The sequence below is a fragment of the Arthrobacter sp. TB 23 genome (assembly GCF_000294595.1).
In the GTDB taxonomy this organism is placed as follows: Bacteria; Actinomycetota; Actinomycetes; order Actinomycetales; family Micrococcaceae; genus Arthrobacter_D.
In genome coordinates this window covers 48,163-62,085 of the sequence record NZ_ALPM01000041.1, presented here as the reverse complement: position 1 = coordinate 62,085, position 13,923 = coordinate 48,163, and the positions used below count along the sequence as shown (strand labels likewise).

Genomic DNA, 13,923 nt, shown 5'->3' with positions numbered 1-13,923 from the left:
AGTCGACTACTTTCTGCCGGCGGAAGCCAGCTATTTGATGCCTGTCAGCGCGATGCCCTGCACAAAGTACTTCTGCAGCAGGACGAAAATGAGGAGGATTGGCAGGACCACGACGACGGCGCCAGCCATCATGAGGCCGTACTCCGCTGCATTCTGACCAACCGAGTACAACGCCAGGGCGACGGGCAGCGTGTAGCGGTCCTCGCTGGTGGCCACCACGAGGGGCCAGAGAAAGTTATTCCAGGACGCAAGGAACGTGAGGATGGTCAGGGTGGCGACGGCGGGCCCACACAACGGCATGATCACCCGGAGGAAGATTCGCCATTCACTGGCGCCATCAATGCGAGCCGCCTCAATGAGGTCATCCGGGAGGCCCAACATGAATTGCCGCATGAGAAAGACGCCCAGCGGTGCGATCAGGAAGGGCAGAATCAGCCCCGGATAGGAATTCACCAAACCAAGGTTGGCGGTCAGCACAAACAGTGGGACGAAGGTCACCACTCCAGGCACCATCAGCGTGCCAAGGACCAACATGAACAGGATCTTTTTCCCTGCGAAGTCCAGCTTCGCCAGGGCATATCCCACCATTGACGAGAAGATGATGTTGCCGGCGGTGACGAAAACCGCCACCACCAGGCTGTTGGTGAAGAAGGTGGCGAAGTCCAGCCGGACAAACAACTCGGTGTAGTTGTCGAGAGTTGGCTCCATGGGCCAGAAGTTCAGCGGGTACTGCCGAATCTCGGCCGTCGTCTTGAAGGATCCAAGGATCATCCACACGAATGGCAGGATCATCGCAATCATGCCGACTGCCAGCACAACGTACAGCCACAGCCTGGGGCGCTGCTGAAGGTGTGAGCGCTTACGGCTGGCGGGAACCGCAACGACCGGTGGTGCAACGGAGGTAGCCATGTCAGTCCTTCTTTCCAAGGATTCGGAACTGGATGAGGGACAGGATCACAATGGCGAGGAACAGGACGTAGCTCGCCGCTGAGGCGTAGGAATAGTTACCGAACCCAAACTGGTCATACGTGTACATGGCGGTCGAAAGGGTCGCATCGAGCGGGCCGCCACCAGTCATCACATACGGTTCCTCGAAAAACTGCAGGAACCCGATGCCGGTGATCACTGCCGCGAACAGGATCGGCGGCCGCATAGCGGGAAGGGTGACATTCCAAAACCGCTGCACGGCGGTTGCCCCGTCCATCATGGCCGCTTCGTGGTGCTCCCGTGGAACTCCCTGCAACCCGGCCAGAAAGATCACCATCAGGGTTCCGATATTGCGCCAGACCGCCATGAAAATAAGGGACGGCAGGGCCGTCAACTCATTTTCGAGCCAGTTAGGACCAGCGATGCCGAATACCCCCAGTAAGCCGTTCAGGAGTCCGTCCGGCTGCAGGATGAACCGCCAGACGATCGCGACCGCAACAATGCTGGTCACTACCGGGGCGTAGAAGCCCACCCTGAAAAGCGTGCGGAACCGGGTGATCCCGTTGTTGAGCGCCAGCGCCACCAGGAGGGCCACGGTCATGGTGAGTGGCACACCAACCAACACAAACGCTGCGGTGTTGACCAGGGAGCGGACGAACCGGGTGTCGTTGAACAGGGCGATGTAGTTCTCGAATCCCACGAAATTCACCCCGAACGGGCTTCGCAGGTCCCGGGTGGTCAGATCAGTGAAGCTCATGGCGAGGGATGCCACGATGGGCCCCGCCATGAAGATCACAAAAAGAATCAGGAACGGCGCAGCGAAACTCCAGGCGACGACAGTCTGCCGGCTCCGACGCGAGCGCGGTTTGCGCGACCGCGCCGGAGCTGGTTTTCCCGTTTGGGCGAGTGCCACTGTTACAGACCTGTCCCTATGCTTTCGGCCTGTCCCTGAATAGCGGCCAGCGCCTCATCGACTGTGGTGTCGCCGCGGGTGACCTTTTCAAGCTCCTGATCGATGACCGCCGACACCTGAGCCCAGGTCGGAATGGCGGGCGGTGCCTTGGAGTCCTCGAGCTGATCGGCAAAGACGCTCAGGTTGGGGTCCTCGGCGAAAGTGGGATCGTCGTAGGCAGCCTGGACGCTGGGCAGCGTGGTCGAAATGTCGTACCAGGCGATCTGCGTTTCGGGTTCACTGAGCCACCTCACGAATTTCCAGCTGGCGTCGCGGTTCTCGCTGTCATTGAACACAGCAAGGTTGCCGCCGCCGGTGAAACTGGTCCGCGCATCAGTGCCTGGGACCATCGCTACGTCGAACTGGTCGGCGAATCCTTCGCCGCCCTGCTCTTCAAGGAGACCAACGTGGAAGGGGCCGCTGAAGAAGGAGCCCACCTCACCGGAAATAAACTTCTGTTCAATCTCACCTGTCTCCAGCCGCACCGGATCTGAGATTCCCTCGGAGAAGAAGCTCGAGTAGTACTCGAATGCTGCCTTCCACTCAGGGGTCTCGAAGGTGAACTCGGAGCCGTCCTCGTTCATGATGTCCCCACCCTCCTGCCACACGAACGGTGCCAGGTACTGCCAGGAATCAAAGCCGCCCGGTGGCAGGGAGATGCCTGCCTCGGCGCCCTCCGCCTGGAGGCCTTCCGTGAAGGTCTTGAACTCGTCCCAGGTGGTTGGCGGTTCAACGCCGGCCGCCTCAGCCATGTCGGTCCGGTAGTAGAGGGCACGCGTGTCCACGTACCACGGGACCCCGTAGGCCACGTCGTCGACCACTGCCGTGCCCCAGGATCCTTCGAAGAAGTCGCCCTCATCGACGAGACCCTCGGGCGTCGGTTCCAGAGCCCCGGTTGCCGCAAACTCACCCACCCAGGTGGTGCCCAGCATTGAAATGTCAGGGGTCTCTCCGCCCGCGATGGAAGTGGCGATGCGGTCATGCGCGCTCTCCCAAGGGACCGGAGTGACGTTGATGGTTACGTCAGGGTTCTCAGACTCGAAGTCGGCGGCCAACTGGTCGAGAATCTCACCCTCATTGCCCATCGCCCAGATGGTGACCTCTCCGGTTGCGGGAGCGTCGTCGATGGGGCCACCGCCCTCGGGTCCGGACGCACTTCCCTCTTCGCGTCCGCAGCCTGTCAGTGCGAGTGCGCCGATGACGGCCACCGCGCTCCATGATCGCCATTGATTCATAGTCTTGCCTCCAGTAGGTGTGGTGAACACTCCGCAGGACACGGCTTTCGCCGTCGGAGTTCGTTGTCAAGCTACCACAAAAACCTTACATGCGGAAGGTTTTTATTTCCGGTCATGCGATAGGTTTTTGTCTATGACTATGCCCCCCGACCGAAAACGCGGCAGTTATGCCAAAGGCCAGGCAAAGCGCCAGGAAATTCTGGACGCTGCGCTTGTGGTCTTCGGGCGCAGCGGATTCCACAGCGGGTCCCTGCGGGAGATCGCCAAGCGGGTTGCACTCACACCGGCCGGGTTGATGCACCACTTTGCGACGAAGGAAGAACTCTTCACTGAAGTGCTGCGCCAACGTGACGAGCGCGTCAAGGATGCTGCCGGCGATGTTGCCGAAGACACCCTGCTACAACAGATGCGCCGGGTGGTCTCCTACAACCAGACCACCCCGGGGCTCACCTCGTTGTACACGGTGATTGCGGCCGAAGCCACCAACGCAGACCATCCGGCTCACGAGTATTTTGCTGCCCGGTACGCCGATCGGGCACAGCAGACGGCGAAGATCCTCGCCGACGCACAGCGCGATGGCCTGGTGCGTAGTGACCTCGACGTCCACCATGCGTCGCGGTTAATCGCTGCGGTGATGGATGGCCTGCAGCAACAGTGGCTGCTCGATGACACCGTCGACATGACCGCGGTCTTCGACGAGTTTGTCAGGGGATACTTTCTGATTCCGGCACCCGCTGGGGTGCCGGAATCAGAAGAGCGCTAGTTTTCGCCGAGGTTGGTGCCAAAGATTTGAGCCTCGACCAGCGGCCGGACAGCCTTCTCGAAGCCACGGTCTACAAAGTAGTCCTTCAGCCTGTCCTTTTTCTGCTCATTGAGGATCGCACCCATGATCATTGACTGGTCCAGGCTGAGATAGCGCTCGGCTGCGGTGCCACTGCCCACCGCGACCGAGTCATAGAATCCGCCGGGCCCGTAGGCGCCGAGATTGTTCTTGATGCCATCGAGGTTTTCCAGTACCGCCGTGCGATCGTACGGTAGGGCGAGGAATGCCGCGTGCGGCGTCACGACCCCGTCGCCAAATTCTGGCTCCGGGTTCGCGGCTTCCCGGCAGCCCTCGTACCCCTTGTCGACGTCGGTGCTCTCGACGTCGCTCGCGTAGCCGGTGCTGCTGATTCCGATCTCCTCGACCCCGTACTCGCGGTAGGAGGCGAACGGATCACTGGCGGGCGAGAAACCCCAGTACCCATAGCCGGCCTCCTCCAGGCCATGCTCAATGTGAGCCCGCACTGTCGCTGCATGGTTCGGCGCCCAGGAACGCTCGCCCCAGTCCGCCTCGGGGACGAAGAGGTCGGGCATCAGGGCTTCGAACATACTTCCGCCCCACGCCGGGACAAGTTGCATGCCGCGGTAGGAATATACCCCCTCAAAGACACTCACGCCAAGGTATTCACGGGTCTCACCGGTCGGCTTCTGCTCCTGCCAACCGAAGTCGCAGCCCCGATCCGGCATGGTGCGATAGGTCCCATAGTAGGCGGACGGCGGAATCTGGCCGTTGGCAATACCGAGATAGGTGGCTATGCGCGCCTCACTCACCGATGTGTCGTACCAGTGGCACGTGTAATAGACGTCGGGACCCTCGTCACCGTAGTTGTCGGGAACCGCACACCCGTCCCCGGGCGGCGCATCCCAAAACCCACCGCGGTTGAGGCTGACGCCCTCCCGGGCATTGAGGTCGTGATAAAAGCCGAAATCCATGCTGTCATAAAGTGCATCGGCCTGCCTGGCGAGGCGTGGTTCGGCCTCGGCCACCACCCTGAGTGCTGCGGCGAGCCAGCCGTTATCAACGGTGCTCAGGAATGGGTGAACGACGTCGCCGCTATCCGGCCAGGTCGTCAGCTTGCTGCCGTCGGTGGGTGAGTACCAGTTGTAGTACATCCCGCTAGGCTCGTGCACTTCGAGGGTTTCAAGGGTGTCGAGGGTGGTTGCCAGCCGGGCACTCGCCTCCTTCCGATCAATGATCTTGAGATCCCGGGCCGCAATGGTCGACCACAGATAGCCACCAATGTTCGTGGGGCTCGTGTACTCGCTTGGCGTGGTGAGATCGCCCTCGATATTGTCGGCGGGCAGTCCGGTCGCATCATCGGTCATCGCTGCGAGTGACAGCCAGGTGTCGGCGGCGTACTGATTCAACGGGTCGGCTTTTTTGCCCACATCGGGTCCACCTGCAGGGCCGGCGACAGCGGCCGAGGGAACAACGAGGGACAGGACCGCTGCGGTTACTCCCGCCGCGAGTGCCGCCCTACGTCTGACTTTGGGACTGGGGTCAAGCTGGTTGCGGTGCTGGGCTGCATGGGCATTGGCATGGGAACTCCTTCGTTCATCCGATGAGGAACAGGGTTCCATAGAAACCTTACACGCGCAAGGTTTCTGCGTGGCTCTGCCGTTTTCCGGTCAGGAACGGCCGCGCGGGTCAGGTTGGCCGGTTGCAATCGGCCAACCTGACGCCGAGGGCCTTTTCTGGATCGGGTCACCGGTGATCAGCCGTGGGTCAGGTCGCTGGCGGACCGCCTCCCGGTGGGATAGGCAGTGGTCAGCCGACGGTGAAGATCCGACTGATCGGCGCAAGGTTGTTGAAGCTGTAAACGTGGAGGCCCGCGAAACCACCCGAGTCGAGGACTGACCGGACCAGCGGCGAGGGGTCGTACGACGACGGCGCCAGCACGCTGCGCACGAGCGACCCACCCCCGGTGCCGGTCAGGGACCGCCTGGCAAACTTCAGCGATGGACCTACACCGATGCGTGCGGCGAGTGAGATCAGCCTGGCACGGCCAACGGCGCCCGGCACCCCAGCCCAGAGAGGCAGGGTAATTCCAGCGGTGCGCAGCTCGGCCACATAGGCTGCGAGTACTGGTCCGGAGAAGCAAAGCTGAGTGACCGCCCAGGAACATAGCTCCTGTTTGGCCAGCAGCAAATCGGTGAGCTCCCCGGCCGATGCTCCCGGCCTGCCCTCCGGGTAGGCGGCAGCTCCCAGGACGAAGGACCCGCCGCCGATCGAGGCGATGTCCTCCATCAGGGCCCCGCTCCAGGCATAGGGGCCCGCGGCCGAGCCGCCGTCGCCCGCTATCACGAAGATGTCAGAAACGCCGGCCGCCTGCAGCCGGCTCAGGAAGCCAGTGAGCTGCCCGCGCGACGCGATGGATCGGGCCGCCAGGTGCGGGACGGCCTGATACCCGAGGCCGGCCAGGCGCACGGCAAGATCTACAGTTTCCTCGGCTCCGTGGTGCGGGAGGCAGGTGATCGTCACCACCGCGGGCGGCGGCAGGTGTTCCTTGAGCGCCTCGACGACCCCGCTACCCGGGATGATTTCCACCCGGAGCGGAAGACCCCCAGGGTGGTCAACCATGGTTCAGCACTCCACCACGTTCAGCGCCAGGCCCCCGCGGGCTGTTTCCTTGTACTTGTCCATCATGTCGGCGCCGGTGTCCCGCATCGTCTTGATCGCGACGTCGAGCGAAACGTGGTGCTTGCCATCGCCCCGGACCGCCATCCGGGCCGCAGTGATGGCCTTCATGGCGCCGACCGCATTGCGTTCAATGCACGGGATCTGCACCAGACCGCCCACCGGGTCGCAGGTCAGGCCCAGGTTGTGTTCGATGCCAATCTCGGCAGCGTTCTCCACCTGCTCAGGGGTCCCGCCGAGCGCCTCAGCCAGTGCGCCGGCAGCCATCGCGCAAGCCGACCCCACTTCGCCCTGACAGCCGACCTCGGCACCGGAAATGGAGGCGTTCCGCTTGAACAGGGCACCAACGGCTGTCGCCGCGAGCAGGAACCGGACGACGCCGTCGTCGTTGGCTCCCGGAACGAAGTCCACATAATATTTCAGGACCGCAGGGATGATCCCCGCGGCACCGTTGGTCGGTGCCGTGACCACACGGCCACCAGCCGCGTTTTCCTCATTGACGGCGAGTGCAAAGAGCGTGACCCACTCCATGGTGCTCAACTTGTCGTTGGGATCCTCGGCTTTTTGCTGCAGCCTGAGCTGGGTGGCTGCCCGACGTCGGACGTTCAACCCGCCGGGCAGGATTCCGTCGGTGGTGGATCCGCGGCGGATGGTGTCCTGCATGACGTCCCAGATTTCGAGCAGGCCGGCACGCACCTCGGCTTCGGTGCGCCAGGACAACTCGTTGGCCATCACGATCTCGGAGAACGATTTGCCGGTCGCGGCGCAGACCTCAAGGAGCTGTTCGCCGGTATCAAAGGGGTGCTGCACCGGGGCGGTCGCCTCGGCGGCGGGGTCCGCGCCGATCTGGTCCTCGTCCAGCACAAACCCGCCGCCCACCGAGAAGTAGTCCCGGACCAGCAGTTCCGACCCATCGGCTCCGTAGGCGTGGAACCGCATGCCATTGGTGTGGAAGTCCAGCCGCTTCCGGCGATGCATGATCAGGTCGACTTCCGGATCGAAGTCAATCTCACGCCGCCCAGCGAACCGCAGCCGGCGGGTCTCACCCACCTCATCCACGCGTGGACCGGCCGTGATGGGGTCAACCAGTTGCGGCTGCTCACCCTCCAGGCCCAGGATTACCGCCTTGACGGTGCCGTGCCCGTGACCGGTTACCCCCAGCGACCCGAACAGTTCCACCTCGACCCGCTGCACCGCATCCACCATACCCCGCTGCTCCACCAGCTCCGTGTAAAGGAATGCAGCCGTCATCGGCCCCCCGGTGTGGGAGCTGGAGGGGCCGATTCCAATTTTGAACAAGTCAAAGGCGCTAATAGGCATGGGGTTCCTTAGCTGTGATTCTGAGTGCCCGCACCGAAAGGCACGACGTCGGCATACAGCGGGTGTTGGGCGGCCAGCGCCTGAACCCGCTGGGTGAGTGACGTGAGGTCGGCATCGGCGGGAGCGATGAGGGCCTCAGCAATGATGTTGGCCACCTCGGTGAACGCTGCGGCCTCAAATCCGCGGCTCGCGAGTGCTGGCGTGCCGATGCGCAGCCCCGACGTGACCATGGGTGGGCGGGGATCGAAGGGCACCGCATTGCGGTTCACGGTGATGTCGATCTGCGCCAACCGGTCTTCGGCCTGCTGGCCGTCGAGCTCGCAGTCACGCAGGTCCACGAGCACCAGGTGTACGTCGGTACCTCCGCTGACCACTGAGATGCCGTGCGCGGCGACGTCCGGCTGAGTGAGCCGGTCGGCAAGGATCCGGGCGCCGTCCAGGATGCGCTGCTGGCGTTCCTTGAACTCGGCTGATGCCGCGATCTTGAAGGCGACGGCCTTACCCGCGATGACATGCTCGAGGGGTCCGCCCTGCTGTCCCGGGAAGACCGCTGAGTTGATCTTCTTCGCAATATCAGCATCGTTGCTGAGGATGATTCCACCGCGCGGGCCAGCGAGGGTCTTGTGCGTGGTCGAGGTGGTGACGTGGGCGTGCTGCACGGGGCTGGGGTGGAGTCCCGCCGCGACCAGACCGGCGAAATGCGCCATGTCGACCATGAGGTAGGCGCCCACCTCGTCGGCGATGCTCCTGAACCGTTCAAAGTCGAGCTGCCGTGCGTAGGCGGACCAGCCGGCCACAATGAGCTGCGGCTTGTGCTCGCGGGCCAGGCGTTCGACGTCGTCCATGTCCACCCGGTAGTCATCGGCCCGCACCTGGTACGGGACCACGTTGTAGAGCCGGCCGGAGAAATTGATCCGCATGCCGTGGGTCAGGTGGCCGCCGTGGGCCAGGTTCAGGCCCATGATGGTGTCGCCGGGCTTGATCAGGGCGTGCATGACGGCGGCATTCGCCTGTGCTCCGGAGTGGGGCTGGACGTTGGCGAATGCCGCGCCGAAGAGGGCCTTTGCCCGGTCGATGGCAAGCTGCTCGAGCACGTCGACGTGCTCGCAGCCACCGTAATAGCGACGGCCCGGGTAGCCCTCGGCGTACTTGTTGGTCAGCACCGAGCCCTGCGCCTGCATCACCGCGACCGAGGTGTGGTTTTCGGAGGCGATCATCTCCAGTCCGTTGCGCTGCCGGGTGAGCTCAGCGTCGATGCTGCGCGCCACCTCCGGATCCAGATCGGCGAGATTCGCGTTCAGGTGGCCAATGGTGTCCAGCTCGGTCAGGGTGCTCATGCGTCTATCCCGTTCTTCGTGGCGTATTCCTCGGCGGACAGCAGGGGGCCCTCGCTGGCGACGGTGACCTTGAACAACCAGCCAGCTCCGTAGGGATCCTCGTTCAGAATGCCCGGGTTGTCGACGGCGTCCTGGTTGATCTCGGTGACCTCTCCCGTCACGGGAGCGTAAAGGTCGGAGACGGATTTGGTCGACTCAACTTCGCCGCAACTTTCGCCAGCGGTCACCGTGTCGCCCACCTCGGGGAGGCTGACATAGACAACGTCGCCGAGCGCGTCGGCGGCGATGGCTGACACGCCGACGGTGGCCGCGCCGTCTGCTGGGGTGTGGATCCATTCGTGCTCGGCTGAGTAGCGGAGACCTGATTTAATGATGCTCACGTGGGTATATACCTTTCAGGGTATGTAAAGTCTGGCTATTTTTGGCGGCGGTAGAACGGCGTGGCAACCACCGTGAACGGTTCTGGCTTCCCTCGGAGATCAACCTGTACCTCGGTGCCCGGCTCGGCCAGTTCGGTCTTCACATAAGCCATCGCCACAGGGTAGCCAAGGGTGGGGCTGGGCAGGCCCGACGTCACGGTCCCCACGACCGAGCCGTCGACGACGACGTCGTACCCGGCGCGGGCCGACCGGCGTCCGGCGCCCTGCAGACCGACCAGTTTCCGTTCCAGCGTGGCTTCTTTAAGAGGCTCCAGCACCGACCTCCCGACGAAGTCCTCGGTCTTTTTGAGGCTGACCACTCCGCCGAGTCCTGCTTCGAACGGGTTGGTGTCCAGGCCGAGCTCGTTGCCGTAGAGCGGCATGCCCGCTTCCAGGCGTAGCGAATCCCGTGAGGCGAGACCGCAGGGTGCCAGCTGATGCTGGGCTCCGGCCGCGGCGACCGCTTTCCACAGCTGTACTGCCTCGGGGTTGCCGATGAATAGTTCGAAGCCGTCTTCGCCGGTGTATCCGGTGCGGGCCAGGAGGACCTGCAGACCCGCCAGCTCCACCTCGACGGCCGCGTAATACAACAGGTCAGTGATCAGTTGACGTGACCCAGTAGCGGCGATCTCCAGCAGGATTGCTTCGGCTGCGGGACCCTGAACGGCAATCAGTGCCGTGCTCTCGGAAACGTCCTCCACTGTCACATCGAAGGTGGCGGCCCGTTCCTGCAGGGCGGCAGCGACCGTGTCGGCGTTGCTGGCGTTGGGAACCACGAGGTACCGGTCGTCTGCCCGACGGTAGACGATCAGGTCATCGATCACGCCACCATCCTCGGTGCAGATCAGCGAGTACTTGGCTTTGCCGACGGCGATGGCGGCGAAGTTGCCCACCAGCGCATAGTTCAGGAACTCGGCGGCCTGTGCTCCCGAGACCCAGATTTCGCCCATGTGGGAGAGGTCGAAAAGTCCTGCGGCGCGCCGGACCGTGTGGTGTTCCTCGAGCTCGCTGCGGTACTTCAGGGGCATCTGCCAGCCACCGAAGTCGGTGAAACTGGCTCCGAGCAATTCATGTTCGGCGTACAGGGCTGTCTGCTTGGTCATGGTGATCCTTCCAATCGAGCGTGTGGGTCAACCCGGACAGCCGGCGGCTGCGCGGGGACTAGCTTCAGTCTTCGAAGTCCTCGATGGGCGGGCAGGAGCACACCAGATTGCGGTCGCCGTGCGCGCCGTCAATGCGTCGGACCGGCGGGAAGTACTTGTTGTGCTTCAGCGCGCGGACCGGGTACGCGGCCAACTCCCGGGGGTACGCCTGGTCCCAGGTGTCGCTGATCAGGGCGAATGCCGTATGCGGTGCCTGCCGGAGCGGGCTCTGCTCCAGCGAGTACTTGCCCGCCTGCACCTGGTCGATCTCACCCTTGATCGCGATCATGGCGTCGATGAACCGGTCCAGTTCGCCAATGTCCTCGGACTCCGTGGGCTCGACCATCAGGGTTCCGGCCACGGGGAAGCTCAGGGTCGGAGCGTGGAATCCGTAGTCGATGAGCCGCTTGGCGACGTCTTCGGCGGTCACTCCGGTGGCAGCGGTCAGGGGCCGCAGGTCCAGGATGCATTCGTGCGCGACCAGACCCTTCTCGCCCGAGTAAAGCACGGGGAAGTGTTCAGTCAGGCGAGCCGCAACATAGTTGGCGGCCAGCAGCGCATGCCCGGTCGCTGAGGTGAGGCCCTCGGCTCCCATCAGAGCCACATAGGCCCAGGAAATCGGCAGCACCCCGGCGGAACCGTACCGTGAGGCGGAGATCGGAACCCCCGCATCCCCGCTCTCGGGTGCTGCGGCGTCGCCGGGCAGGAACGGTGCCAGGTGCTCGGCAACAGCCACCGGGCCCACGCCCGGTCCGCCGCCACCGTGGGGGATGCAGAAGGTCTTGTGCAGGTTCAGGTGCGACACGTCGCCGCCGAACTCACCGGGCTTCGCGAGGCCCACCAGGGCGTTGAGGTTGGCGCCGTCGATGTAGACCTGGCCGCCGGCGTCGTGCACCTGCGAGCAGACCCACCTGACGTCTTCCTCAAACACACCGTGCGTGGAGGGGTAGGTGATCATGATGGCCGAGAGCTGCTCGGCGTGCTGGGCGATCTTCGCCTTGAGGTCGTCGTGGTCGATATTGCCGTTGTTGGCTGTCTTGACCACCACAACCTTCATCCCGGACAGCACTGCCGAGGCCGCGTTGGTGCCGTGGGCGGAGGAAGGGATCAGGCAAACGTTGCGATCCTGGTCCCCGCGCGAGAGGTGGTAGCCACGGATGGCAAGCAGCCCCGCCAGTTCGCCCTGCGAGCCGGCGTTGGGTTGGATGGACACCTTGGCGTAGCCGGTGATTTCGGCGAGCTTGTCCTCAAGATCCTCGATCAGCCACCGCCAGCCTTCGGTCTGGTGCGCGGGGGCGAACGGGTGGATGGTGGCGAATTCAGGCCAGGAGATCGGCTCCATCTCCACTGTGGCGTTGAGCTTCATGGTGCATGAACCCAGTGGAATCATGGTGCGGTCCAGCGCCAGGTCCTTGTCGGAGAGGCGGCGCAGGTACCGCAGTAGCTGGGTTTCCGAGCGGTGGCTGGAGAAGACCGGGTGCGTCAGATAGGTCGAGGTGCGGACCAGGTCGGCTGGGACCCCGGCGTGCCCGTGGATCTCGGCAAGTTGTTCGACGCCGAACACGCCCGCAAGGGTTGCGAGGTGCTCGTCGGTGGTGGTCTCGTCGCAGGAGACGCCGAGGTGATCCTCGTCTACCAGGCGAAGGTTGATGCCCGCAGCCTCGGCTTTGACCTGGAACTCCTTGGCCCTGCCAGGGACGTTGATCAGGATGGTGTCGAAGAAGTCGGCGTGGACAACTGTGACGGTATCGGCGAGCGTCGCAGCCAACCGGGCGGCGTGTGAGTGCACGCGCGCGGCAATCGCCTTCAGTCCATCGGGGCCGTGATAGACCGCGTACATGCTGGCGACGATAGCCAGCAGCGCCTGAGCGGTACAGATGTTCGACGTCGCCTTCTCCCGCCTGATGTGCTGCTCACGGGTCTGCAGCGCGAGGCGGTAGGCGGGTGCGCCGTCGGCGTCCTTCGACACCCCGACCAGCCGCCCGGGAAGCATCCGCTCAAGGCCCTTACGGACCGCCATGTACGCGGCGTGGGGGCCGCCGAAGAAGAGGGGTACACCGAATCGCTGGGCCGACCCGACGGCGATGTCGGCGTCCTGCTCGCCCGGAGGTGTGATCAGGGTCAGCGCCAGCAGGTCGGCCGCCACGGTGACGAGGGCGCCGCCGTCGTGCGCTGCGGCGATCACTGACCGGTGGTCACGGAGGGCACCCGAGGCGCCGGGCTGCTGCAGGATGACGCCGTTGATATCACCGTCGGGCAGTCCCTGGCTGAGATCCGCCACCTCCACCTCGAAGCCGAGTGCTTCGGCGCGGCCGCGGACGACGGCGATCGTCTGCGGCAGGCAGTCGGCGTCGAGCACCGTCTTGCCCTTGTTTTTGCCGGACCGGCGCATCAGGAGCGCAGCTTCAGCGACGGCTGAGGCTTCGTCGAGGAGTGAAGCGTTGGCGATGGGCAGGGCGGTGAGGTCCTGCACCATGGTCTGGAAGTTCAGCAGGGCTTCCAACCGGCCCTGGGAAATCTCCGGCTGGTACGGGGTGTACGCGGTGTACCAGGCGGGGGCCTCGAGGACGTTCCGGCGGATGACCGGTGGCGTCACGGTGTCGAAGTAGCCCTGGCCGATCATCTGGACGGCAGTCGTGTTCTGACCGGCGATGTCGCGCAGCTGCGCCAGAACCTGGGACTCACTCAGCGCGGCTGGGAGGTTCAGCGGCTCGGCCGAGCGGATATTGGCGGGGACCGCAACCTCCACCAGTTTGTCGAGACTGGGGTAGCCGAGCAGGCTGAGCATCTGGGCGGCGTCGGTGGAGCGTGGGCCGATATGGCGATCGGCGAAGGTTGATTCGGTGAGGGGCTGAGCGGTCATGGGAACTCCCTTGATGAGGTCCGGGCGTCGGCGTCTGCCCGGATTATGGTGAGTTCCTCCCCGCTCTGTATGGGACCTGAGAGATTCCGCAGAACTACACGCCTGCTTGCACCGTCGGTGAGGTGGACGTGGATCCGTCCGCCTGCTTTCCAGAGTTGCCTAGCCGCAGCGGTACTGGGCCTGAGAGATTCCTGGGGAGGATTTGCTCCTACGGCGCCTGCCGGAGTGTGTGTCTACGGAAGTACTCTCCCGCTGCAGATCAAGGGCT

11 protein-coding genes and 1 riboswitch are annotated in these 13,923 nt (G+C 63.9%); of the genes, 1 reads left to right on the top strand and 10 read right to left on the bottom strand.

Annotation, left to right across the window (positions count from 1 at the left end; translation table 11 throughout):
• Positions 1 to 30 precede the first annotated feature (30 nt).
• The 3 genes from B384_RS0105220 to B384_RS0105210 are packed head-to-tail and all read right to left on the bottom strand — an operon-like array spanning position 31 to position 3,114.
• Positions 31 to 909, bottom strand: coding sequence for a carbohydrate ABC transporter permease (locus B384_RS0105220; protein WP_019482084.1), 879 nt, complete (start codon positions 907 to 909; stop codon positions 31 to 33).
• A gap of 1 nt (position 910) precedes the next feature.
• Positions 911 to 1,840, bottom strand: a complete 930-nt coding sequence (locus B384_RS0105215; protein WP_019482083.1) for a carbohydrate ABC transporter permease — start codon at positions 1,838 to 1,840, stop codon at positions 911 to 913.
• Positions 1,841 to 1,842: 2 nt separating this feature from the next.
• A complete protein-coding gene (locus B384_RS0105210) occupies positions 1,843 to 3,114 on the bottom strand; it encodes a sugar ABC transporter substrate-binding protein (RefSeq protein ID WP_024475643.1) in 1,272 nt (423 codons plus the stop codon).
• Between the two features lie 133 nt (positions 3,115 to 3,247).
• Here B384_RS0105210 and B384_RS0105205 point away from each other — a divergent pair, with 133 nt between their 5' ends.
• Complete coding sequence (locus B384_RS0105205; protein ID WP_035746769.1) at positions 3,248 to 3,877, top strand: TetR/AcrR family transcriptional regulator; 630 nt, start codon at positions 3,248 to 3,250, stop codon at positions 3,875 to 3,877.
• On the opposite strand, the gene B384_RS17815 is transcribed toward B384_RS0105205, so the two are convergent.
• From B384_RS17815 to gcvP, 7 genes are all read right to left on the bottom strand, one after another.
• Positions 3,874 to 5,517: a glucoamylase family protein gene (locus tag B384_RS17815; protein ID WP_024475644.1), complete on the bottom strand. Its 1,644-nt coding sequence runs from the start codon at positions 5,515 to 5,517 to the stop codon at positions 3,874 to 3,876. The genes B384_RS0105205 and B384_RS17815 overlap by 4 nt on opposite strands.
• Positions 5,518 to 5,704: 187 nt before the next feature.
• A complete protein-coding gene (locus B384_RS0105195) occupies positions 5,705 to 6,517 on the bottom strand; it encodes a methylenetetrahydrofolate reductase (RefSeq protein WP_019482079.1) in 813 nt (270 codons plus the stop codon).
• Between the two features lie 3 nt (positions 6,518 to 6,520).
• A complete protein-coding gene (locus B384_RS0105190; protein ID WP_019482078.1) occupies positions 6,521 to 7,894 on the bottom strand; it encodes an L-serine ammonia-lyase in 1,374 nt (457 codons plus the stop codon).
• 8 nt (positions 7,895 to 7,902) lie between these two features.
• Positions 7,903 to 9,231 carry a serine hydroxymethyltransferase gene (gene glyA / locus B384_RS0105185; RefSeq protein ID WP_019482077.1) on the bottom strand — a complete coding sequence of 443 codons (1,329 nt, stop codon included), beginning with the start codon at positions 9,229 to 9,231 and terminating at the stop codon, positions 7,903 to 7,905.
• The gene (gcvH, locus tag B384_RS0105180) at positions 9,228 to 9,611 is read right to left on the bottom strand and encodes a glycine cleavage system protein GcvH (protein WP_019482076.1); all 384 of its coding nucleotides are present in this window, start codon (positions 9,609 to 9,611) and stop codon (positions 9,228 to 9,230) included. The genes glyA and gcvH overlap by 4 nt, the downstream gene beginning before the upstream one ends.
• A gap of 35 nt (positions 9,612 to 9,646) precedes the next feature.
• A complete protein-coding gene (gene gcvT / locus B384_RS0105175) occupies positions 9,647 to 10,753 on the bottom strand; it encodes a glycine cleavage system aminomethyltransferase GcvT (RefSeq protein ID WP_019482075.1) in 1,107 nt (368 codons plus the stop codon).
• Between the two features lie 64 nt (positions 10,754 to 10,817).
• Positions 10,818 to 13,655 (bottom strand): aminomethyl-transferring glycine dehydrogenase, encoded by a 2,838-nt coding sequence (gene gcvP, locus B384_RS0105170; protein ID WP_019482074.1) that lies wholly within the window; start codon positions 13,653 to 13,655, stop codon positions 10,818 to 10,820.
• 159 nt (positions 13,656 to 13,814) lie between these two features.
• Positions 13,815 to 13,917: riboswitch (glycine riboswitch) on the bottom strand.
• Positions 13,918 to 13,923 lie beyond the last annotated feature (6 nt).

Excerpts from the sequence above, each read along its gene's own strand:
- B384_RS0105220 (WP_019482084.1), bottom strand. The coding sequence starts at position 909 with ATGGCTACCTCCGTTGCACCACCGGTCGTTGCGGTTCCCGCCAGCCGT.
- B384_RS0105210 (WP_024475643.1), bottom strand. The coding sequence starts at position 3,114 with ATGAATCAATGGCGATCATGGAGCGCGGTGGCCGTCATCGGCGCACTC.
- B384_RS0105205 (WP_035746769.1), top strand. The coding sequence starts at position 3,248 with ATGACTATGCCCCCCGACCGAAAACGCGGCAGTTATGCCAAAGGCCAG.
- B384_RS17815 (WP_024475644.1), bottom strand. The coding sequence starts at position 5,517 with ATGGAACCCTGTTCCTCATCGGATGAACGAAGGAGTTCCCATGCCAAT.
- B384_RS0105195 (WP_019482079.1), bottom strand. The coding sequence starts at position 6,517 with ATGGTTGACCACCCTGGGGGTCTTCCGCTCCGGGTGGAAATCATCCCG.
- B384_RS0105190 (WP_019482078.1), bottom strand. The coding sequence starts at position 7,894 with ATGCCTATTAGCGCCTTTGACTTGTTCAAAATTGGAATCGGCCCCTCC.
- glyA (WP_019482077.1), bottom strand. The coding sequence starts at position 9,231 with ATGAGCACCCTGACCGAGCTGGACACCATTGGCCACCTGAACGCGAAT.
- gcvT (WP_019482075.1), bottom strand. The coding sequence starts at position 10,753 with ATGACCAAGCAGACAGCCCTGTACGCCGAACATGAATTGCTCGGAGCC.
- gcvP (WP_019482074.1), bottom strand. The coding sequence starts at position 13,655 with ATGACCGCTCAGCCCCTCACCGAATCAACCTTCGCCGATCGCCATATC.